19 protein-coding genes and 5 pseudogenes are annotated in these 20,946 nt (G+C 50.7%); 7 read left to right on the top strand and 17 right to left on the bottom strand.

The window, feature by feature from the left end; translation table 11 throughout:
* Positions 1-51 precede the first annotated feature (51 nt).
* Positions 52-1,701 carry a methyl-accepting chemotaxis protein gene (locus NL510_RS21245; protein ID WP_253380113.1) on the top strand — a complete coding sequence of 550 codons (1,650 nt, stop codon included), beginning with the start codon at positions 52-54 and terminating at the stop codon, positions 1,699-1,701.
* On the opposite strand, the gene NL510_RS21240 is transcribed toward NL510_RS21245, so the two are convergent.
* From NL510_RS21240 to NL510_RS21230, 3 genes are all read right to left on the bottom strand, one after another.
* A complete protein-coding gene (locus NL510_RS21240) occupies positions 1,698-2,663 on the bottom strand; it encodes a DMT family transporter (protein WP_253380111.1) in 966 nt (321 codons plus the stop codon). The genes NL510_RS21245 and NL510_RS21240 overlap by 4 nt on opposite strands.
* A 75-nt stretch (positions 2,664-2,738) precedes the next feature.
* Positions 2,739-3,563, bottom strand: coding sequence for an AraC family transcriptional regulator (locus NL510_RS21235; RefSeq protein ID WP_253380109.1), 825 nt, complete (start codon positions 3,561-3,563; stop codon positions 2,739-2,741).
* A gap of 80 nt (positions 3,564-3,643) precedes the next feature.
* Positions 3,644-4,492, bottom strand: coding sequence for an SDR family oxidoreductase (locus tag NL510_RS21230; RefSeq protein WP_253380106.1), 849 nt, complete (start codon positions 4,490-4,492; stop codon positions 3,644-3,646).
* An 84-nt stretch (positions 4,493-4,576) separates the two neighbouring features.
* Here NL510_RS21230 and NL510_RS21225 point away from each other — a divergent pair, with 84 nt between their 5' ends.
* A complete protein-coding gene (locus NL510_RS21225; RefSeq protein WP_253380104.1) occupies positions 4,577-4,957 on the top strand; it encodes a winged helix-turn-helix transcriptional regulator in 381 nt (126 codons plus the stop codon).
* A 39-nt stretch (positions 4,958-4,996) separates the two neighbouring features.
* On the opposite strand, the gene NL510_RS21220 is transcribed toward NL510_RS21225, so the two are convergent.
* On the bottom strand, positions 4,997-6,940 hold the full coding sequence (locus NL510_RS21220; RefSeq protein WP_253380102.1) for a bifunctional 2',3'-cyclic-nucleotide 2'-phosphodiesterase/3'-nucleotidase: 1,944 nt from the start codon (positions 6,938-6,940) through the stop codon (positions 4,997-4,999).
* Between the two features lie 190 nt (positions 6,941-7,130).
* On the opposite strand from NL510_RS21220, the gene cysQ reads away from it, so the two are divergent.
* Entirely contained in the window at positions 7,131-7,871 is a 741-nt protein-coding gene (cysQ, locus tag NL510_RS21215; protein ID WP_253380100.1) for a 3'(2'),5'-bisphosphate nucleotidase CysQ, read from the top strand.
* Here cysQ and NL510_RS21210 read toward each other — a convergent pair.
* Positions 7,865-8,422 carry a YtfJ family protein gene (locus NL510_RS21210; RefSeq protein ID WP_253380098.1) on the bottom strand — a complete coding sequence of 186 codons (558 nt, stop codon included), beginning with the start codon at positions 8,420-8,422 and terminating at the stop codon, positions 7,865-7,867. The two genes, cysQ and NL510_RS21210, sit on opposite strands and share 7 nt — an antisense overlap.
* A 324-nt stretch (positions 8,423-8,746) precedes the next feature.
* Here NL510_RS21210 and NL510_RS21205 point away from each other — a divergent pair, with 324 nt between their 5' ends.
* Positions 8,747-8,953 (top strand): DUF1107 domain-containing protein, encoded by a 207-nt coding sequence (locus NL510_RS21205; RefSeq protein WP_004387562.1) that lies wholly within the window; start codon positions 8,747-8,749, stop codon positions 8,951-8,953.
* A 73-nt stretch (positions 8,954-9,026) separates the two neighbouring features.
* Here NL510_RS21205 and paeA read toward each other — a convergent pair whose 3' ends face one another.
* From paeA to NL510_RS23120, 5 genes and pseudogenes are all read right to left on the bottom strand, one after another.
* Positions 9,027-10,364 (bottom strand): polyamine export protein PaeA, encoded by a 1,338-nt coding sequence (gene paeA / locus NL510_RS21200; protein WP_253380096.1) that lies wholly within the window; start codon positions 10,362-10,364, stop codon positions 9,027-9,029.
* Between the two features lie 207 nt (positions 10,365-10,571).
* Positions 10,572-10,643, bottom strand: a pseudogene (locus NL510_RS21195) (hypothetical protein); the annotation flags it as partial.
* Between the two features lie 451 nt (positions 10,644-11,094).
* Entirely contained in the window at positions 11,095-13,824 is a 2,730-nt protein-coding gene (locus NL510_RS21185; RefSeq protein ID WP_253380094.1) for an AarF/UbiB family protein, read from the bottom strand.
* An 84-nt stretch (positions 13,825-13,908) separates the two neighbouring features.
* Positions 13,909-14,056 (bottom strand): annotated as a pseudogene (locus NL510_RS21180) (ISKra4 family transposase); the annotation flags it as partial.
* Positions 14,057-14,259: 203 nt separating this feature from the next.
* Positions 14,260-14,358, bottom strand: a pseudogene (locus NL510_RS23120) (IS6 family transposase); the annotation flags it as partial.
* Positions 14,359-14,531: 173 nt separating this feature from the next.
* Between NL510_RS23120 and NL510_RS22820 the strand changes: the two are divergent.
* Together NL510_RS22820 and NL510_RS21175 are read left to right on the top strand one after the other, a co-directional pair.
* Positions 14,532-14,663, top strand: a complete 132-nt coding sequence (locus NL510_RS22820; RefSeq protein WP_301308579.1) for a hypothetical protein — start codon at positions 14,532-14,534, stop codon at positions 14,661-14,663.
* Between the two features lie 52 nt (positions 14,664-14,715).
* The gene (locus tag NL510_RS21175) at positions 14,716-15,069 is read left to right on the top strand and encodes a hypothetical protein (RefSeq protein WP_253380092.1); all 354 of its coding nucleotides are present in this window, start codon (positions 14,716-14,718) and stop codon (positions 15,067-15,069) included.
* Positions 15,070-15,089: 20 nt separating this feature from the next.
* On the opposite strand, the gene NL510_RS21170 is transcribed toward NL510_RS21175, so the two are convergent.
* Positions 15,090-15,488: a hypothetical protein gene (locus NL510_RS21170; protein WP_253380090.1), complete on the bottom strand. Its 399-nt coding sequence runs from the start codon at positions 15,486-15,488 to the stop codon at positions 15,090-15,092.
* 174 nt (positions 15,489-15,662) lie between these two features.
* On the opposite strand from NL510_RS21170, the gene NL510_RS21165 reads away from it, so the two are divergent.
* Positions 15,663-15,800, top strand: a complete 138-nt coding sequence (locus tag NL510_RS21165; protein WP_253380089.1) for a hypothetical protein — start codon at positions 15,663-15,665, stop codon at positions 15,798-15,800.
* Positions 15,801-16,116: 316 nt separating this feature from the next.
* On the opposite strand, the pseudogene NL510_RS21160 reads toward NL510_RS21165, so the two are convergent.
* From NL510_RS21160 to NL510_RS21135, 6 genes and pseudogenes are all read right to left on the bottom strand, one after another.
* Positions 16,117-16,560, bottom strand: a pseudogene (locus NL510_RS21160) (transposase); the annotation flags it as partial.
* A gap of 44 nt (positions 16,561-16,604) precedes the next feature.
* Positions 16,605-16,763, bottom strand: coding sequence for a hypothetical protein (locus NL510_RS21155; protein WP_253380086.1), 159 nt, complete (start codon positions 16,761-16,763; stop codon positions 16,605-16,607).
* A gap of 1 nt (position 16,764) precedes the next feature.
* Positions 16,765-17,075, bottom strand: a pseudogene (locus NL510_RS21150) (hypothetical protein).
* 142 nt (positions 17,076-17,217) lie between these two features.
* Complete coding sequence (locus tag NL510_RS21145) at positions 17,218-18,765, bottom strand: MFS transporter (protein WP_253380084.1); 1,548 nt, start codon at positions 18,763-18,765, stop codon at positions 17,218-17,220.
* 48 nt (positions 18,766-18,813) lie between these two features.
* Positions 18,814-19,866 carry a Gfo/Idh/MocA family protein gene (locus NL510_RS21140; protein WP_253380082.1) on the bottom strand — a complete coding sequence of 351 codons (1,053 nt, stop codon included), beginning with the start codon at positions 19,864-19,866 and terminating at the stop codon, positions 18,814-18,816.
* A gap of 11 nt (positions 19,867-19,877) precedes the next feature.
* Entirely contained in the window at positions 19,878-20,945 is a 1,068-nt protein-coding gene (locus NL510_RS21135) for a Gfo/Idh/MocA family protein (protein WP_253380079.1), read from the bottom strand.
* Between the last annotated feature and the right edge of the window lies 1 nt (position 20,946).

Below are 20,946 nucleotides of genomic sequence, written 5' to 3'. Positions count from 1 at the left end.
GCCTGCCGATAGATACACGTCAGACAATACCTGCATATAAAAAGGCAACGCATGTTTAAACGTATAAAAGTTATTACCCTCCTCATTTCGGTGCTGCTCGTGCTCGGCATCATGCAAATGATTTCCGCTGGCATTTTCATAAATGCGCTCAATAACGATAAAAAGAACTTTACGGTTTCTCAACTTTCCAGCCAGAACGTGGCGGAGTTTACCGACGCATGGATTAGCCTGAACCAGGCGCGCGTAACCCTGAACCGCGGCATGTTACGTCTGCAAAGCAGCATGGCGAGCCAGATAAATGGCGGCCAGTTGAATGAGCTCGTTAACACCGCGAAAAAACTGCTGGCAGATGCGCAGGCGCATTTTGATAAATACTATGCTCTGCCGGAAACGCCGGGTCTTGATGAGAAGCTGGCGAACCAGCTTGAAGAGCAATACCGGATCTACTCCGCGACGCTGACTCAGATGAACCTTCTGCTGGGCCAGGGCAATCTGGAAGAGATGTTCAAGCAGAATGCCGAACAGAAACAGACCGCGATGCATAAAGTGTATCGTGAGTGGCGTCAAGCTCAGGCCGCATTGACCGATAAAGGTATAAGAGATAATGAAAGCGACTATAAGCGCATTCTGTGGATCCTCTCTGCGGTCATGCTGCTGGTGATTGCGGTGATTATCTCCAGCTGGGTTGCGATGCGCCGTGTGCTGTTGCTGCCGCTGGAAGAGGTGATTAACCATATTCGCGCCATCGCCGCCGGGGATTTAACTCAGCCTATCCAGGCGCAGGGTAAAAACGAAATGGCTATTCTGGCGCGTAACGTTCAGGAGATGCAAACCGCTCTGGCGAATACCGTGGGCGTGGTGCGTGAAGGCGCAGATACCATTTATACGGGGGCGGGTGAAATCTCTGCAGGCAGCAACGATCTTTCATCCCGTACCGAGCAGCAAGCCGCTTCTCTGGAAGAGACCGCGGCCAGCATGGAACAGCTTACCGCGACGGTAAAACAAAACGCCGACAATGCGCGTCAGGCTTCTCGTCTGGCACTTGATGCGTCTTCAACGGCGAAGAAGGGCGGTAACGTGGTGGAAGGCGTAGTGCGTACCATGGACGACATCGCAACCAGTTCCAGCAAAATCGCGCAAATTACCAACGTCATCGACGGTATTGCCTTCCAGACCAATATTCTGGCGCTGAATGCGGCGGTTGAAGCTGCCCGTGCCGGTGAACAAGGCCGTGGCTTTGCAGTGGTCGCAGGTGAAGTCCGAACGCTTGCCCAGCGCAGTGCCCAGGCGGCAAAAGAGATTAAAGCGCTGATCGACGATTCTGGCGAGCGCGTCAGTGCGGGTTCGCAACTGGTGAACGAAGCCGGGGAGACGATGGCCGAGATAGTGAATGCGGTGACTCGAGTAACCGACATCATGGGTGAAATTGCCTCTGCCTCTGACGAGCAAAGTCGCGGTATCGATCAGGTTGGCCAGGCGGTAGCAGAGATGGATCGCGTCACCCAGCAGAACGCCTCGCTGGTGGAAGAGTCTGCCGCAGCAGCGGCCGCGCTGGAGGATCAGGCTGCTCGTCTGAACGAAGCCGTGGCAGTGTTTAAAATTACGCGTAACCAGGCAGTGAAAGCGGCGCCGGTGAAAACCTATATCCCAAAGGCGCAGCCCGTAGCGACTGCGTCTGAAGCCAACTGGGAAACGTTCTAACTTTTCGACGCCGGAAAGACCATCGGTTTTTCCGGCTTCGCCCTCACCGCAATCACCACGCCCACGACCAGCAACGCTATGCCACAGGCCGTTAACAGTGGCGGTACGCTCTGGCGCATCAGGAAGGTGTAAAGCAGCCCGGCAAGAGTTTCAAATACGATCAGCGGTCCTAAAATTACTGTCGGCAATTTCTGGCTGGCAATATTCCAGCACAGCGCGCCTACCCAGGAGCAGAGCACCGCGATAGCGACCATTAGCCCGACAAAGACCCAGGGACGCGGGCCAAAGGGTAGCGCAAATGCCGGTTGCTGATGGCTTAACCAGAGTGTCGCCCCCGCGTATCCCAGCAAAGACACTGGCAGCGTGACCAGCGCCTGCGCCGTCGCCCACATCATGGGATGTTTGTCCGGGTTTTCCCGCAGCCAGCGCGCGTTGCGCAGGGCATACCACGCCCAGCACACCACGGAAATACACGCCAGCATAACGCCAGAACCGTAACGCCACAGGTCAACATCCGCCACGCCGTGACGCAGCTCGGCAATGTTCACGCACACCAGCCCTACGGCGATGCAGACCAGGGCGGGTGCCATTTTCGGCCATGCCAGTTTGCCATCGCGGTGGCTGTAAAGCAGGTTTGCAAAGACCGGGATCACCACCGGCAAGGTACCGATGATCATGGTCGACACCGGCGCGCCGGTGCGTTGAATGGCACTCGCCAGACAGACGTAATAGATGAGGTTACCCATCATGGTCAGCGCCAGCGCGGTTAGCCAGTCCTGACGGCTGAGCTGTCGAAGACGTGCGCGTCCCAGCCAGGCCAGCGGCAGCGCAATCAATCCCAGCGCGAGATAACGCCCGGCGGATTGCAGTACCGCCGGATACTCCGGCACTATCAACGGGCCGACAAAAATCAACCCCCACAGCAGACCTGCAAGCAGGGCATAGACTATGCCGCTAATCATTTTTCCACCCACATTGATTTACTCTGCACTCAGTGTAGGAGGGTGAAACAGGCGAGTATTGTATGAGATTGCGCATTAGCGCTGAGCAACCTGCTTTTGATAACGCACAGGGGTGATACCGTAGCGGCGGGTAAAGGCGCGGGTTAAATGGGACTGATCGGTCAGCCCGGTTGCGGCAGCCACTTCGGCGGCGGGCATACCCTGGGTGAGGAACGCTTTGGCGCGCCACAAGCGGATAGCCATCAACATCTGGTGCGGCGTGACATGGAAATGGGCTTTGAACTGGCGCTGAAAATGGTACGGGCTGAGTGAGACCACATTAGCCAGCTCATCCAGCGTCAGTGAATGCATAAAATTGTCGTGTAGATACTCGCGCACGCGCCAAAAACGATGCGCGCCTTCCTGAATCACCGGTGCGTGATGTGCCAGCGGCTGGAAGGTCTCAATCAAATCAAGGAATAATCCTTTTTGCGCCAGCGGATCGTCCGTATACCACAGGCCATATATTAGCTGGCCAATTTGCAGCGAACGTAAGGGATCAAAACGGGTGACGTCACTAAACCACCAGTGGCGCACGCCGGTCACCTCTTCAAGCAGATGGGGTTCGATATAGGCCATCCGGTAGCGCCAGCCGTCATTCGTTGCTGATTCTCCGGTGTGGATCTCGTCCGGGTTCATGGTAACGACCGATTTTTCTGGCGCCAGATGTTGAGTTCCACGATAGCGAAAACGCTCAGCCCCGGTTTCAATTGTGCCGATACCGAAGGCTTCGTGCGTATGAGGCTCGAAGGCGTAGTCTGCGATATGCGCGTGATAAAGTTCGAGGCCGGGCAGATGCGCCAGATGGCGAAAGCGGGCGCTGTCTCTTTCATCAGTGAACTGTTCCGGTACGCCTTGCACGCTACGTCTCCTCGGGGTCATCGTCTCATTATCAGAGAAGTTCCGAGGAGATGCCACAAAAATTAACTAATTTGTAACAACTACAGGATGGTTTTGATGCTCTCGGCCAGCGGCGTGGTCGGACGGCCAATCAGTTTGCCGAGCGTTTGGCTGTCGTCAAACAGACCTCCTTTGGACGCGCCCGTATCGGAATCTGCCAGCATCTCCGCCAGCCCGGCAGGCAGGCCAACGCGCTTCAGAGCCGCCGAAAAATCGGCTTCGCTCAGGTTTTGATAGACCACGGGTTTCCCGCTCTGTTTGCTCAGCTCTGCGGCCAGCTCGCGTAACGTCCACGCGCTGTCCCCAGCCAGCTCGTAGACCTTGCCTGCGTGCCCCTCTTCAGAGATGACTTTTGCCGCCGCGGCGGCATAGTCCGCGCGGGTAGCCGAGGCAATTTTACCTTCGCCTGCCGCCCCCATAAATACGCCGTGTTGCAGGGCAGGCGGTGCGCTTGCCAGATAGTTCTCGGTATACCAACCGTTGCGCAGCAGAGCATAAGGCACGCCGGATGCGGCCAGCGCTTTCTCGGTTTCGACGTGTTCAGCGTGCAGCCCCAGCGGGGAGTTATCGGCATGCAGCAGGCTGGTGTAAGCGATAAATTGTACGCCAGCCGCTTTGGCGGCGTTAATCACGTTCTGGTGCTGGGTGGCACGCTGGCCCACTTCGCTGGAGGAGATCAGCAGCAGCTTATCCACGCCATTTAACGCGGTGGTAAAGACCGCCTCGTCAGCGTAATCCCCCTGGCGAACCACAATCCCCTGTTGGCTTAAGGCTTCGGCTTTGCCTGGATTACGCACGATAGCCACAATCTGCTCTGCCGGGACGGTTTTCAGCAGTTCTTCGATAACATGTTGGCCAAGCTGGCCGGTAGCGCCGGTAATCGCGATCATGATCGATCTCCTTCGTGTTTGTCTGGTGTTATGGCACACTAGCATCAAGACTAACTTTTAGTAAGTACGCACAAAAAGGTAAGTATGAAAAAGCAGACGCTCAGTGAACAACTGCGTGATGGCAACCTCTTTGCGGAGCAATGCCCGTCGAGGGAGGTGCTTAAGCATGTGACCAGCCGCTGGGGCGTACTGATTCTGGTGGCATTACGCCAGGGCACTCACCGCTTTAGCGACCTGCGCCGCAAGATGGGGGGCGTGAGTGAGAAAATGCTGGCTCAGTCGCTTCAGGCGCTTGAGCGGGACGGCTTTGTCGATCGCGTTTCGTATCCGGTTGTGCCGCCGCACGTAGAGTATAGCCTCACTCCGTTAGGCATTGAGGTCAGCGAGAAAGTGGCCGCCCTGGCGGACTGGATTGAAATCCACACGCCGCAGGTGCTGGCGAACCGGGATGAACGTGCGGCGTAAAAAGCCGGGCAGCGTTTCGCTTACCCGGAAGGCTCGCGGTTACTTGCTCAAATCCACCTGATAAATCGCGAACCCCATATCGTCCGTCGCGACTTTTTTCATTGGATACTGCGCCTTGTCCTTGATAAATGCGGCAGCTTCAGCGGAAGGCGAGGTTTCAAAACGGATAACCAGCTTCGTATCGCTGTAGATCGGGGCCAGACGCCAGTTGTTATCCACCGCCGGGTGAATTTCACCTCTCATTTTCGACTCTGCGCCGATCCACGCGGCCAGTACCGAGCGGTTCTCATCCGGTGAGGCAAAAGCGATATGGCTATCGCCCGTGCCGGCAAACTTGCCGCCGTAGGCGCGGTAGTTATTGGTCACCACCAGGAAGTTGGCATTCGGGTCAATTGCCTTGCCGTTGAAGGTCAGATTTTTAATGCGTTCCGCCCGCGGATGGATGGCCTGGCATTCGCCGTCGTATTTCGCGGGTTGGGTAACATCAATTTGATACTCCACGCCGTCGATCACATCGAAGTTATAGGTACGAAAACCGTCCCAGTTAATCAGTGACTGCGGCTTGCTGCTGTTAGGGTCTATCTGGTTAAACTGTCCGGCAGAACACTCGAGCCACTCTTTCACCTCTTTGCCCGTCGCTTTTACCACCACCAGCGTGTTCGGGTAGAGGTAGAGATCGGCGGCGTTACGGAACGTAAGTTGGCCTTTTTCAACCTCAACGTAGCTTGCCGGGTCGTTCTTACGTCCGCCCACCTTAAACGGCGCAGCGGCAGAGAGCACCGGCAATGTTGCCAGATCCGGATCGCCCTGAATAAAGTGCGTGGCATAGGCTTTCTGCGCCATATTGACCACCTGGACGGTCGGATCATCCTGCACCAGCGCGAGGAAGCTGTACATATTGTCCGCTGACTTACCGATGGGCTTGCTGACGAATTCGCGCGTCGCATCGTGGTCGTGCTTCAGCACATCAACCAGTTTTTGATCTTCAGCGGCCAGCGATTTTTTGGCCGCCGCGTCGTAAATCGGGCGGGCTTGCGCTTTCGCCTGCGTGACCCTCCAGCTGCCGCCTTCGTTATTGAGCTCCAGATCCACGACGCCAAGATGGTCGCCCCACATGCCCGGCATCACCGACGGCACGCCGTTGAGCGTGCCTTTTTCTATGTCTGCGCCTTTGATGCCAGCAAAATCTTTGCCCGGGAAGACCGCATGAGCATGGCCAAACAGAATGGCATCCACGCCCGGGACTTGACTCAGGTAGTAGACAGAATTTTCTGCCATCGCCTGATACGGGTCGGCTGAAAGACCCGAGTGGGCGACAACGACCACCAGATCGGCCCCTTTCTCGCGCATCTCAGGGATATATTTGCGCGCCGTTTCGGTAATGTCATTGACGGTCACTTTGCCGCGGAGATTGGCTTTGTCCCACGTCATAATCTGCGGGGGGACAAAACCGATATAGCCAATTTTGAGCGTCTGCTTTTTACCTTCCTGATCGACCACCCCGGTCTCTTTAATCAGATACGGGGTGAAAAGCGGCTTTTGGGACTTAACGTCAATGATATTGGCGTTAACGTACGGGAATTTTGCGCCTGCAAGCGCATTGTGAAGGTACTTCAGGCCGTAATTAAACTCGTGATTACCCAGGTTGCCGACGGTGTAATCCAGCGTATTCATCGCCTTATACACCGGGTGGATCTCGCCTTTTTTCAGGCCCTTCGCCGCTATGTAGTCGCCAAGCGGACTACCCTGAATGACATCGCCGTTGTCGACCAGTATGCTGTTTTTAACTTCATCGCGGGCGGCGTTGATTAAACTTGCCGTACGTACCAGTCCGAATTTGTTAGTAGGAGTATCTTTGTAGTAATCGAAGTCCATCATATTGCTGTGCAGGTCGGTGGTTTCCAGAATACGAATATCTACCGTTGCCGCCTGAACGCTCGCGGCAATCAGCGTCGCCAGGAGCGTTGCGCTAAACTTAATCATCAGAGGAGTCCTTTTTTTGATCCACGCCACAAAAGAGTATGTATGTAAATTTTGTTGCTTGCAGAAGTGTGGATCCTGCCAGAAAAAAATGCACTGAAATCATAATTGCTTCACAGATAGCGGAATTGTTCACATTACGATATAAATAAAACAACGAGTTATGCCCACTGCGTTAACGAAGAGGTGGAGAATGTTAGATAAAATTTGTCAGCTCGCACGGGATGCGGGTGATGCCATCATGCAGGTGTATGATGGCGCTAAACCGATAGATGTTGCCAGCAAGGCGGACGACTCCCCGGTCACCGCGGCGGATATCGCGGCCCATGGCGTGATCCTGACAGGGTTGCAGGCACTGACGCCGGATATCCCCGTGCTGTCAGAAGAGGCGCCGCAGAGCTGGGATGAACGTCAGCACTGGCAGCGATACTGGCTGGTGGATCCGCTGGACGGCACTAAGGAGTTCATCAAGCGTAACGGTGAGTTTACCGTGAATATCGCCCTGATTGAAAACGGAAAAGCAGTGCTGGGCGTGGTTTACGCTCCGGTCATGAAGGTGATGTACAGCGCCGCGGAAGGGAAAGCCTGGAAGGAAGAGTGCGGCGTACGTAAGCAGATTCAGGTGCGGGATGCACGTCCGCCGCTGGTGGTTATTAGCCGTTCCCACAGCGATAGCGAGCTGCAGGAGTACCTGCAACAGTTGGGTGAACACCAGACCACCTCGATCGGTTCGTCGCTAAAGTTCTGCCTGGTGGCGGAAGGGCAGGCGCAGCTCTATCCGCGATTCGGGCCGACTAACGTCTGGGATACGGCAGCAGGCCATGCCGTTGCCGCCGCTGCAGGTGCGCATGTTCATGACTGGCAGGGGAAGCCGCTGGACTATACCCCCCGCGAGTCATTCCTCAACCCCGGCTTCCGGGTGTCTCTTTACTGAGCCAGCAGACTGTGCAGCAGCGCAACGACCTGCTGCACCTCTTCCTGGGTCAATGCTCCGTCTTTGGCCCACTGCACGCGGCCCGCTTTGTCCAGCACGATAACCGCCGAGCTCTCTTCTTCCAGCTGCCACGCCTTGCGCGTTACGCCGTCGCTGTCGACAATAAACTGCGACCACGGATAGAGCTTTTTATTGCTCTCAAGGCTTGAACGGACAAATATTCCCGAGCCGGGAATGGCATCGTCGGTGTTAACAATCGTCGTGGTTTGATAGCGATCGTGCGGGAATTTCCCGGTCTTGATTGCTTCTACCAGGGTGGCGTTTTTTTCTTTCGCGGATGTACGCCCCGCAATATGTTGTACAACTCTCACTTTGCCTGCGAGCTGCGCGCTATTCCACGGTTTGTAGCTAAACTTATCATTGTCGAGAATCAATTCTCCTCTGTCTACAATACCGACTGGCGGTACACGTTGTCCTTTTTCAATATTGTGCGCGCAAGCCCACAACGGCAGAAGCAGGCATGCTGCTGCCAGGATGTTACGTAGGGTCATGGTGTTTCCTTATTTTGAGCAGGTGATCCGACCACTTGGTTATACGCTTTTAATCATAAGTGCGATCCCGGTGGTTTTCCCGTAAGCCTGGTGCCAGTTTGCGGGCGAACGCACATATCCACGAAAAAACGACGGCTTATACTGCCCCGCTTCAGGCTTTGCAAAGATTATTCTGAATAATTGTAATCAAACGGTAAATAAACTTATGCATGCTGGGTATCAAGGTTGTTCTGGTCTATAGTCATTGGGCAATAAAATTTGCGCTCAAGACAGTCGGGCCGATTGTGGCACCGCAAGAGCGTATGATTCGCAGGAGATACAAGAATGAAAATTTTCCAACGCTACAACCCCCTTCAGGTGGCTAAGTACGTGAAGATCCTGTTCCGTGGACGGTTGTATATCAAGGATGTTGGCGCTTTTGAGTTCGATAAGGGCAAAATCCTTGTCCCAAAAGTAAAGGACAAACAGCACTATTCTGTGATGTCTGAAGTCAACCGTCAGGTTATGCGTTTGCAAACTGAGATGGCTTAACCAACGTGCTATGCAGTACTTAAAGAAACGGCTCCTGATAGGAGCCGTTGATGTATGTGGGGTATGGCGTGCCTTACGCTGACGCTTTCTCTTCCGCGTCTGGCAACTTTGGTACCAGCACGGTCGGTTTATTATCGATACGCGTCACCAGCAGCTGGTCGATGCGGTAGTTATCAATATCCACTACTTCAAACTTGAAGCCGGAGAACTTAACGGAGTCGGTACGCTTCGGGATTTTACGCAGCATAAACATCATAAACCCGCCAATGGTCTCGTAGTTGCCCGACTGCGGGAACGCGTCGATGTCCAGCACGCGCATCACGTCTTCAATTGGCGTGCCGCCATCTATTAGCCATGAGTTCTCGTCACGCTGCACAATTTGCTCTTCCATGCCCTGGCCGACCAGGTCGCCCATGAGCGTGGTCATTACGTCGTTCAGGGTGATAATACCGACCACCAGCGCGTACTCGTTCATGATAACCGCAAAGTCTTCACCCGCCGTTTTGAAACTTTCCAGCGCTTCAGAGAGTGTCAGGGTATCTGGCACAATCAAAGTATTGCGGATCATCACACCGCTATTTAACGCCAGGCTCTGGTTGGCCAGCACGCGGTTCAGCAGATCTTTGGAATCCACATAACCGATGATGTGATCGATATCTTCATTACAGACCAGAAACTTGGAGTGCGGATGTTCTGCCACTTTGTTCTTCAGGCTCTGCTCGTCTTCATGCAGATCGAACCAAACCACGCTTTCACGACCGGTCATGGAAGACGGAACCGTACGGGATTCCAGTTCAAACACGTTCTCAATCAGTTCATGTTCCTGCTTACGCAGGACACCCGCGAGGGCACCGGCTTCTACCACGGCGTAAATATCATCCGAGGTAATGTCATCTTTACGCACCATTGGCAGCTTAAAGGTGCGGAAAATCACGTTCGCCAGGCCGTTAAAGAACCATACCAGCGGGCGAAACACATACAGGCAGAAGCGCATCGGGTTGATGATGCGCAAAGCCACGGCTTCTGGCGCAATCATACCGATGCGTTTCGGGGTCAGGTCGGCGAACAAGATGAATAAGCTGGTTACCAGCGTGAAGGAGAGAATAAAGCTCACCTGTTCTGCCAGCTCGGCGGACATGTATTGAACAAAGACGCTGTAGAAAGCCGGAGAAAAGGCTGCATCACCGACAATCCCCCCCAGAATGGCGACCGCGTTCAGGCCAATCTGCACCACGGTAAAGAACATGCCGGGGTTTTCCTGCATCTTCAGAATACGTGATGCGTTGATGTTGCCTTCATCGGCAAGCAGCTTGAGTTTGATTTTACGCGACGCGGCCAGCGATATCTCCGATATCGAAAAAAACGCGCTGACGGCAATCAGACAAAGTATGACTAAGATGCTGTTTAACATAGTTTATCCGGCTTCTCGCCAGATCCTCGGAAGGGAAGTTGATACCATTTGTGTGGAAACACATTGAACGTCAGCGCGTAGCGTTGAGCCGATTATTTCAGCGGGTAGTATAGCGTAAAGGCGTGTAAATCTACCAGAGGTCACATTTTGGTGTATATGCCCGGATGAGTGGAAGCGTACAGTGAGAACCGTATTGACGAACGAAGGCTATTCAGTTGGCAGCTCAATGCGCCATGGCAACAGTTCGCTGACCCGGTTTATCGGCCAGTCAGCAATACTGCGGCGCAGCGCCCGGACTTCCCGTTCCAGCTCTTTCAGACGCTGGCGTTCGTTGGTAGTCAGCGCATTCGGCTCATCATCAGCGGGGGGGCTTAGGGGCAATGGAGCAGATTGCGGCCCATTGTGTGTTGTAGGTGTCCTGGTTTTCCAGAACCATGTGAACAGAACTTCAGGGGGAAATCGGTTATGTTTTGTCATCCAGGTTACCTCTCAAAGAGTGTATTCTCCAGGATTACGGGGGCGGTTCAGTTTACCTGGGCATAAAGCCCGCCCCGAGAATAAGGCTCAGGTCAGCGAATCTCAGAGTGGCCTGCAGCTCGGACTGCAATGAGGCCGGATACAGAGCTGTAACTACTCGTCAATGTCAGAACAACGGAAGCCTTGCAAACGGGGAGGCGTTCATACAGTAAACATGGACTTGCAAAAGTGTAGCGGTATTCGGCGCAGCTATTTAGCGGACAGCCGGACGCATCATCGAAGTACCAATAGCCATGATGTCACCATAGGCAAGTCCCAAGCTATCCACCTTGTGGTTCAAACCAACCGTTTCAATAATATTTGAGAAATTGATTGATTCCAGATCACCGGATATCAAGGCATTACAGTTACCCAATATCTTATTCAAATTTAATTTGTCTGTATTAAACAAATTCGGTTCATCAGTACTGCGATCCAGTGCAGTAAGTTTCTCATTAAGCATCCCCTTAATTTTTGTGACGCTAACATCACCGAAATTTTTAAAATAAATATGTGTACCTGCATTTATGTCATTCAGCAATTTTGTTCTGATTTTCTTGTTTATTCCGTTAATATTATTAATAGCATTTTGCAGCATAATTTGTGATCGAGAAAAATTAGATACTGACGATGGTATTTCCAATCCACGCTTATTAGCCGCGTCAAGTATTTTGAATATTTTTTTACCAGGATCACGGGTCGTATTCATTATATTTCTGGTGTCGCTCAACAATGCCTCACGAATCTCCGGATTTTCCATACTGCGCTTACCATCGTCAGATAGAACTTTTTCATAATTTCTTACAAACACCTCCGGGTTATGTAGCCCTGCTGCCATAACCATCTTGAAAATAGCCTGCCGTTGCCCAACCGACAGTGTGGTTGCGTTACCCATATCGATCACGGTAAGCAGGCCATTGGTTTCATCAAACATGATGTTTCCGGAATGTAAATCACCATGATAAAAGCCGGTACCAAACAAGCTCTCTTCAACCCATTTAAATGTTAATGCCTTAATTGCAGATGCCAGTTTAGCCCCAAAATCCACTGTTTCAGCTTTCAACCGCTGTTGCTTCAAAAGATCATTAAGGACGTTGAATGCTGACTTTACTGTCGTACCGGGGGCCTTCTCAAGTACCATATATCCCTGTGATGGCGGTATTTTATCGACTAACTTCATCACCGTTAAATTTGGTTGGCCAGCGTTATACACTTGCGCCAGGCGAACATTATGGGCTTCTTTTGACAAATCCATTTCTACCTTAACTTGCGCCGAGATACCATCAAATGTCTTTCTCATGCCAGGGATTTTGTCTGCTTCCTCCCGCATGAAAACCAGTTCCCTTTCTGCACGCAAGCGGATACCTGGGCGCAGCAACTTTATCACCACTTCCTGTGGCTCATCCTTGCCTACCCATTTTATTCTTGCCAGCACTGTTTGACCGACCGATGCTGCACCAAGATTTTTACCGACTTCTATACTTTCTATTTTACCGGCCGATTTTTCGACAATTCCACTGAGTGTTGATTTAATGATTTCCCCATTAATCGGACTCAAAGAAGCCTTCATCTCGTCCAGCGCATTTTTTAACTTAGGAGGTGCATTATCACCCAGCAACTGCAGCATCTTCTGCAGATACGGCCCCCCCCCCTTTAACAATCCTACCAATTTCCGCTCGGCAGAATCTCCTGACCTGGCATCATTGAGAAATGATGCAATCATTGCGCGTTTATCCACCACCGCTTGCTTATCAAAATAATTACCCAGTACATTTTTGACAAAAGACTGCAAGTTACCTTCGCCTACATTCCCAATATTGGCCAACATACCCACGCCATCAAGCGAGCTGAATTTAAAGTTGACAAACTGGACATCAATAGCTTCAGAAAGGCTGGTGAAATCATCATCTGTTATTTTTTGTAGTAAAATTTCGACCATGTTCGGGTTTATTTCAGTACCGTATACACCAAGAATTTGCTTCAATTTTTTCAGCGTATCTTTTGCTACCTCCTTCAATCCACCTGGCAGACCTGCAGCATCAAGCATTTCTGGTTTGTCAATTACTTCAGCCAGTACTTCTTTATTGTTCAGCAATACATTTTTAAGCCTTTTCCCTGGTTGCAGGGTGTCTATTTCCCACTCATTTTCAGGAAAAAATATCTCCGCCAGGAATTTACGTACTTTTTTCTCATCTTCTGTCTGCACTGCCCTGTTATTATCGACTGATGGCACATTATTGACATCAATAATATCAGTAACTGTATTTAACTTCGCCGCATGCCACTTTTCCAGCAGCTCCTTACTTTCTGCATCAAGAACCATTCTTGCCGATATGTCAGATTTGTCGAGACTTTCTATGGTCTCTGCCATATTTTTGCGGTCATTAACAAAATCTACAGCGATTTGTACCAACTGAGGGGTATCCACATGATCAAACTCTTGCACACCTGTTTTTTCCTGCAGGAAATTTAATGCTAAAGCACGTTGATTGGCAGTTTCATCCTGTAAAGCCATTACTGACGTTGCAACAGAACATTTATCGCTATGCATGAGAATCTCACTTTTTACATTTTCCCTCAACTGCGCTATTGTTTTGTAATATATTATTTTCTCTTCACCAGCATAGCTTATTTTTACATTTAACCCATCCTGCTGAACGTGAACATCTGATCCTTGATACGAAAAACTGAATCTATTATCATCAGGTGCCATATTTTTCATTGCATTAAGCAGAGCATCAGTCAGCGCAAGAAATTCATTATTTTTACTTGCTCTATTGAACGAATGATACAGCTCTACACCAACAAATCCTAACCCCCCTGTCAGCAGCCCAACGATTACTTCCAGTACAACACCTGCTGTTGAGCGCTTGTAATCTGCGGCCTTAATAGCCATGTTTTCATCTGCAGAAAAAACGCGTTGCAATGTATTTATCGAAATCATTTTTCTCCTTTGGTTTAGCAGGGCGTGATCGTCAACGTTTTTCGACCAAGCAATACAGGTTTGACCCTGAGATCACACTATGGTCTGCACTCCCTGAGCAGACAGGTGAGCCATGAGCCTGCGTTCCGGATAGCAGTAATCTTTACTGGGCAAAACCGAAACGACGCGTGTCTGTTGACGACCCGACGGAAAAATATTTATCGGCAATAATTTCAAAATGAGAATATTTTTCGGTTAGTTAGATACGGCACAGACGATTATTTATTTGCCTTCAGATGTTTGTAAGGTTATAGGAATAATACAAAGTAATCACTTTCATGTAACCCACCTAAAGCCTGATATTTACCACTCATCAGTAAGCTCTTTATTAAAAACAGGGCATTGTTGTAAAGTTAGCAATGAGGTAGCCTTTGATGTTATTGAAAAGTGATATTTTTAAAGGTCTTTGCTTACCAGATGCATCTCGCCCAGAGAATGACCTAAGACGACGTTTTCTGCTTGTCTTTTACGGAGTGCTCGCATCACCTCAATCACTGGGAGTCTGGTTTGGTCGGTTTCCAGATACTAAATGAGCAAAAGAAAGCCATCGTTGACCTGATCCAGGCGGAAAACGAGTGGATCAACAGCGCACCCGCCGCCGGGAAGAGTCCATGAACCACGCAATGTCTGGTATGGCCAACATGCTGTAAGAATCACGGGCTGTTAATGTGGATCTGGACGAAAAGACGGCCAAAATAAAAGAAACCGGCAATGAAGCTGCCTTTGAGGCGCTGAATGAACAATACAGTCAGGAAAACATTCTCAAGCGGCTACAGCACCGCTTAGGAGGTAAAAAATAATTAACCTTAAATTCTTTCTAAAATAATCATATAATTTCCGACAAGCAAAAAATTGGGTATTTCACTGATGGGCTTACCGCAGGGTTTTAGTATTTACACATCAAGTATTATTTTTAATTCAGCTATAAAATTTGAGTCCGGTGATGTTTTGTATGGTCTGGTAGGCAGCAGACACTCCATATCTAATATTATAGAAAAAATGAATGCATTTAACGCAAAAATTATCATCATCCAAAATACACTTACCAATGCAGTTTGGAACAGGCGTTATAATATATTAGACGGAAATTTGAGTGTTTTTACTGACCAGGCTTGCTGGATGGTAACAAGTAAAGCAGGGCCGGAATTTAAGACAAAAGTAAGAGAATCTAAATTTCAGGCAACCAACAAATCTCGCAAGGTTTAATATTTGAAAGAGGTTAGTATCTAAAAGTCATTATGATATTTTTGCTCTAACATGGATTGATTCTTGGGTGGATTGTTCATCCACGCTGAATGCCCCGTACAGCCTGGCTCCGTTGGGTTATTATAACAAGGGCGTATGGGATTATGCAGGGATTTTTCAACTTCATCCCGTTGATCGAGTAGCGATTGGTAGCTACGTTCTTGTTGGGCAATTTTTAAATTAGGGTCAAATTTGAACTTCTGCTCTTCCCGCAATGAGTCCATTTCTTGGTTGTTTTCATGATATAGGCGATCGACGGGTGATTTTTCTTTAAATGACAAATCTATGGCAAAGCCAAAAGGAGCACAGAAAAAAAGGGAAAAGACAACAATAACCTTTTTAAATATATGAAAATATACTGTAAATGAATAATTTTTCATTATATGAATTTACCTCATGTTGTTTTATAAATTATAAATTTGATTCGTCAGCTCAGATAGTAAGTGCTATGCTCGGTCATGTTAGATGGAAGAACAGTAGTACGCCTACGGAGTGAGCAGCACTAACCCAGCAATAGTGGACACGCGACGAAATGGGTAAACGCTCAACCAGAGGTGACTCACAATGACAAAACCAGCATCAACCATCGCACGCCTGAATTTCGTCACGAAGCCCTGAAACTGGCTGAACGCATAGGCTTTGTCGAACACTATCTTGAGGGTATCCTGCCTGAATGGGTAAGCTGTAACTAACTTGTTGAGAAGAAATATTCATGTTGATATTCAAATAATATTTATTGAGCAGCAAGGTCCAATCCAATGTTAATTGGAGCTTTATGTATTTAACAGCAGTTTAAAGATTTCTCTTTTCATTAATGATGGCAACAATACATCATAGTTGTATATAGGGTGCTCTACTGACATTCTAAATTACCAGGCCTGTCGAATTATCTCTGATTTCTCTCCATCGACACCCCCGGTGGGATTGTTGGGCTTCCCGTCATGAGTTACCGGTTCAATATTCCAGACAGACTCGTGCATCATTTGAGCATCCATGCCCGCCCTGAACTCCGGGCATACTGTACGTAATATCTCCATACCCTACCCGGTCTGGCTCCGGTACAGCGAACTGACGCTTGAGCAAATTCGGCAGGCAGGTATGCGCCTGCAAAGCTCCGACTCTGGATCCATGCTCGTCGTATTTCGCTACACAACCTGACTCGCGCCGGGTTAACAGTATTGCGCCGTTTCCGCCAGTACCAGTAACTGCTACGGTGGATTACAAAGACTGACAACCGTGTGGCTGTCACTCAGTCTGGTCGCTATCGCCTGAGCTGGCGCACCCAGCTTCCAAGTGTGGTAGAACCGATATTCATCGCTTCACTGGCTTGTCGATATGCGTAGCCCTTATCAGCGATCAGCTGTGCACATCCAGCCTGAACTCAGGGGTGAAAGTACGCTTGGTTTTCTTATTCATTAAGCCACCTGTGTTGTGTTGAGGTGAGAATATTATCTTTAATCAGGTGGCCTAACTTACTGTGCCACTACAAAACAACATCAAGATAAAAAAACGTCATACATAGATTCAGCATTGACATCATCGCTGATCAGTTGGGCTAATTTACTTGCTAAATCGTGATTGATGAAGATCTCAGGATTGCCAAGAGTGCGAGCAACGGCAAACATTACCAGCCCGAAAAAAGCTATTTTGGCCATTCTACGGGCACGTGTTCGAGCCAATGGCTATTACCTCAACCCAACCACGATCTGTAAGCGAACGCATACACGGCACTTGCATAGGGGATGTGTTTAACAGGGCATTGTGGATGGTGGCAAAATCTGAGTTGTGAGCAAACGTTATACACCCTTTTGATAACGTGCCAGGGGGAACTCCTTCAAACCAGGTACCATCATCAATGCTCCAGTCATCTGTATACAAAGCAAACCATTCATCACAGCTAAATGCCGCGCCATGAAAACGCCAGCACCGTACAAATTGAATGGAGCATAATCAGCACCGTTCAACATAAACTTTCCTTATTGGGCAAGATAGTATTTCATTTTTTACCTATGATACGAAAACTAATTTATTCGAGATCAGGGACAATGTCGGTACAGAAAGCGAATTCAACAGGCCAGACTGGCGGGGGAGCCAGCCCGGCCTGAGTGGCTATTCCACCGTCGATAAACTGGCGCTTTTGACCGCACGGCGCGTGGCATCGCCGCCCCACACCTGGTCATATTCATAGCCGGTCAGCTGCTTGATCACCACGCGGGTCGTGTCGTCGCAGTCCCGGTAATCTCCGCCCAGCTTGCGGCGGGCGATTTCCTTGAGCAGCAACTTGTGGGTCTCGCGAGTCAGTCTGAATTTATAGGTCGCGAAGAAACTGACGGCCAGCAGGGCCGCCGTCGCGAAAATCATCAGGCCGATGATGGCGGCGAGTGCGGTTTCAGGCTGTGCCCCGCTGCCTTTCACGAAGCCGGACTCTTGCAGCACCAGGCCGATAAGCATAATCGCAATCGCGACGGTGCTTTTACGGGTCAATACCATTACGCCGGCAAAAATCCCCTCCCGACGCTGTTGCGTCACTATCTCGTCGATATCAGGAATAAAACTGTAGATATTCCACGGTATATAATACAGACCGGACCGCGCGGCCCCCAGCAGGATAAAGACCGCCGAGAACAACAGTGTGGGCACGTGTGTTTTAGTGAGATAGACCGTAAACAAAAACGCCAGTACGCAAAAAATACAGCCATATGAGAGACGTAGCGCGGCGGAGGGCGTCATATTCAGCCGGTTCAACAGCAGCATAAAGCCGTAGGTTCCCGGCACTGAAGCAAAGGCTGCAATGCTCAGCCAGCCCGACACCGCAGCCGCATCCTGGCTCAGGCAATAGACCACGTAATAGGTAAACACCGAGCCGAACACGTCCATCGCCGTAAACGAGAAGATGTAAATCAGGATATGCAGGCGGAATGCGCGAATGCGGAAAGCGGAAAAGAGATCCAGCACCAGATATTTAAGATGGTTGCCCATTCCGCTGCTGCGTTGTTTATCAACCTTAAAGTCAGACTCCGGATGCACATCTTTCGCTTCCCATGTACTGTACCAGGTGGTAAATACTGCAATGCAGAACACGCAGGAAAATATCAGCCCGGTCAGGGTATAGGTGAAAGCGTTATCTTTCCCGGTGAATTGCATAATCACCCCGGGGACGGAAACGGCCAGGAAGCCGCCCAACTGCGAGCAAATCATGCGCACGCCGGAAAGTCGGCTACGTTCTTCGTAGCGGTTCGTCATCTCCGCCGCCAGCGTTTCCCACGGCACCAGCACCATCGCCGACAACAGTTCGATAGAGAGATAGGTTCCCAGGTAATACCCGTACCCCATATCGGTTATCCACAGCAGGGCATACAGAAACATTAGCGGTGAACTGAGTAATAAAAAGAAGCGACGGCGACCAAATTTTCGCCCCAGCCAGGTATTTCCAAAATTATCGGTGATATAGCCCATAATCGGGCTTAATAACGCGTCAATGACGCGGGCGATGGCAAATATTGAGCCAGCTTCAATTACTGAGAGACCGCAATAGGTGGTATAAAAAAATAACAGCCAGGTGCCGATAATGGCGAAAGCGCCTCCGCCAAACAGATCGGTTATGCCGTAGCCAAGCGCCACGCCATAACCAACTCTACGTTCAGTTGGTTTGACCATAATAATGTCCAGTATAGGGTAGCTATTAACCCACTTATGGGCCGTTTTTTATTTAACTGCTGGAATACACATTACGTTCTCATTATGGATATCTATCCATTGTCGTAATTGAGATGACCGATAAATAGCCTCCACAAGCGTGAGTGACTTCCCGGCTTCACGGATATCGGTGTAGTCCGTATTGCCCGGCGTAGTAATAGCATGATAAAAACGGCGGATTGCCTGCTGGTGTCCACGTCCCCAATAACGTTTAATTGATCCGTCCGGGACGTTATCGCTTGCCAGTTTGAAACGCTCTCCCGGCGTCACGCGCCAGAGCGTACTGTCATCGAGCATCAGCGAGCCATGTTCACAGCGTATTTCCATCATTAGCGGCGAATCCGTGGTGTGACAGTTGCTGGCGTAAAACAGACCGCGCGCGCCATTAACGAAGTGCAGCGTAGCCATCGCGCTGTCTTCTCCTTCGGTAATATCTGAAAGTTCACCGCTGTCGACGACGCCTTTCAGCCGCGTCACGCCACCGGCAAACCATTGCATCAGGTCAAGCGTATGGATTGCCTGATTGATCAGCAGGCTTCCTCCTTCCGTCGCCAGCCGTCCGCGCCAGGGACTTTCGGTGTAATAAGCGCCCGAGCGAGACCACGTGAGTACTGCCCGGATGCTTAACATTTTGCCGAGGCTGCCCTCATCAAGCTCGCGGCGTATGCGCAGGCTCGACGGGTTGAGGCGGTTCTGATAGCAAACGCCAAACAGCGTTGAAGCGCGATCGGCAGCGTTGGTGATATCAATGATTTCACTGCCGTTCATCCCCACCGGCTTTTCACAGAAAACATGCTTACCGGCGGCGAGCGCCGCCAGGATCATGCTTTTATGCTCAAAGTGGGGGGTGCAGATGTGCACCACGTCGATAGCCTCATCCAGCAACATCTCCCGGTAATCCTGATAAAAGCGGCACTGGTAGCCCATCGCCAGCTTTAAGCCTTTAACACTGTCGATATCCACCAGCGCGCGCAGTACTACGTCTGGAAGCTGGCGCAGAGCATTCACATGGCAATTATGAATAGCGCCAGCGCCGATAATTGCCGTGTTCAGGATAGTCATTTTGCCTCCTGTTAATCCGCTGCGTTCGCCAGCATTTGCGCCTTCACGCACAGCTCCGCCGCCTTAAAGGCATGCGCCTGCGTCATGGCGTTTTCGCTACGATGCAGACAGTCGAGGATCAGTTCGCCGAAGAACGGGAATCCAACTTGTCCCGCCACCGGATAGCGGAACTCACCCTCTTTATTGACGAGATAAACCACATCTTGCTCGCCGTGGGTTAAATCAACGTATTTGCGAATTTCGATATATCCGTCGGTGCCGAGCAGCGTTAAGCGACCATCGCCCCAGGTCGAGAGTCCGTCAGGGGTGAACCAGTCGCAGCGGAAATAGCCGCTGGCGCCATTTTCGCCCTTAAGCATCGCGTCGCCGAAATCCTCAAAGGCCGGATACTGTGGATGGTTAACGTTACGCGTCTGGCTGGCGACGACGACGGCATTTTGGTTGCCGGTGTAAAACAGGAATTGCTCTATCTGGTGGCTACCGATATCACACAAGATGCCGCCGAAATAGCGGCGCTCGTAAAACCAGTCCGGACGCCCGTGTCCTTCACGATGCGGGCCGGTGCCGAGCGTTTGCACCACGCGCCCAATGGCACCTTGCTGCACCAGTTGGCCGGCGAACACCGCGCTCTCTACGTGCAGACGTTCGCTGTAGTAAACCGCGTATTTCTTGCCGGTTTTTTCCACCATCGCTTTGGCATCAGCCAGTTGTTCAAGGGTGGTGAGCGGCGCTTTGTCGGTGAAGTAATCTTTACCCGCCGCCATCGATTTGAGGCCCAGCGCGCAGCGTTCGGACGGTATGGCTGCTCCCGCGACCAAACGCACCTCGCTGTCGGTGAATATCGTTTCCAGTGAAACCGCCACCTGTACCTGTGGGTACTGTTGGACAAACTTATCCACTTTCTGCGGGTCAGGATCGTAAACCCACTTCAGCGTGGCGCCCGCTTCAATCAGCCCGTTGCACATCCCGTAGATGTGGCCGTGGTCCAGCGCGGCGGCGGCAAAGATAAATTCGCCCTCCCGCACCACGGGGTGCGGTTTGCCGACGGGCGCGTAGTGCATTCCATCATTTTTATTCATG

Source organism: unidentified bacterial endosymbiont (assembly GCF_918797525.1).
In the GTDB taxonomy this organism is placed as follows: domain Bacteria; phylum Pseudomonadota; class Gammaproteobacteria; order Enterobacterales; family Enterobacteriaceae; genus Enterobacter.
Note: the sequence above shows the minus strand (reverse complement) of the source record. Positions and strands in the feature narration are given on the sequence as shown.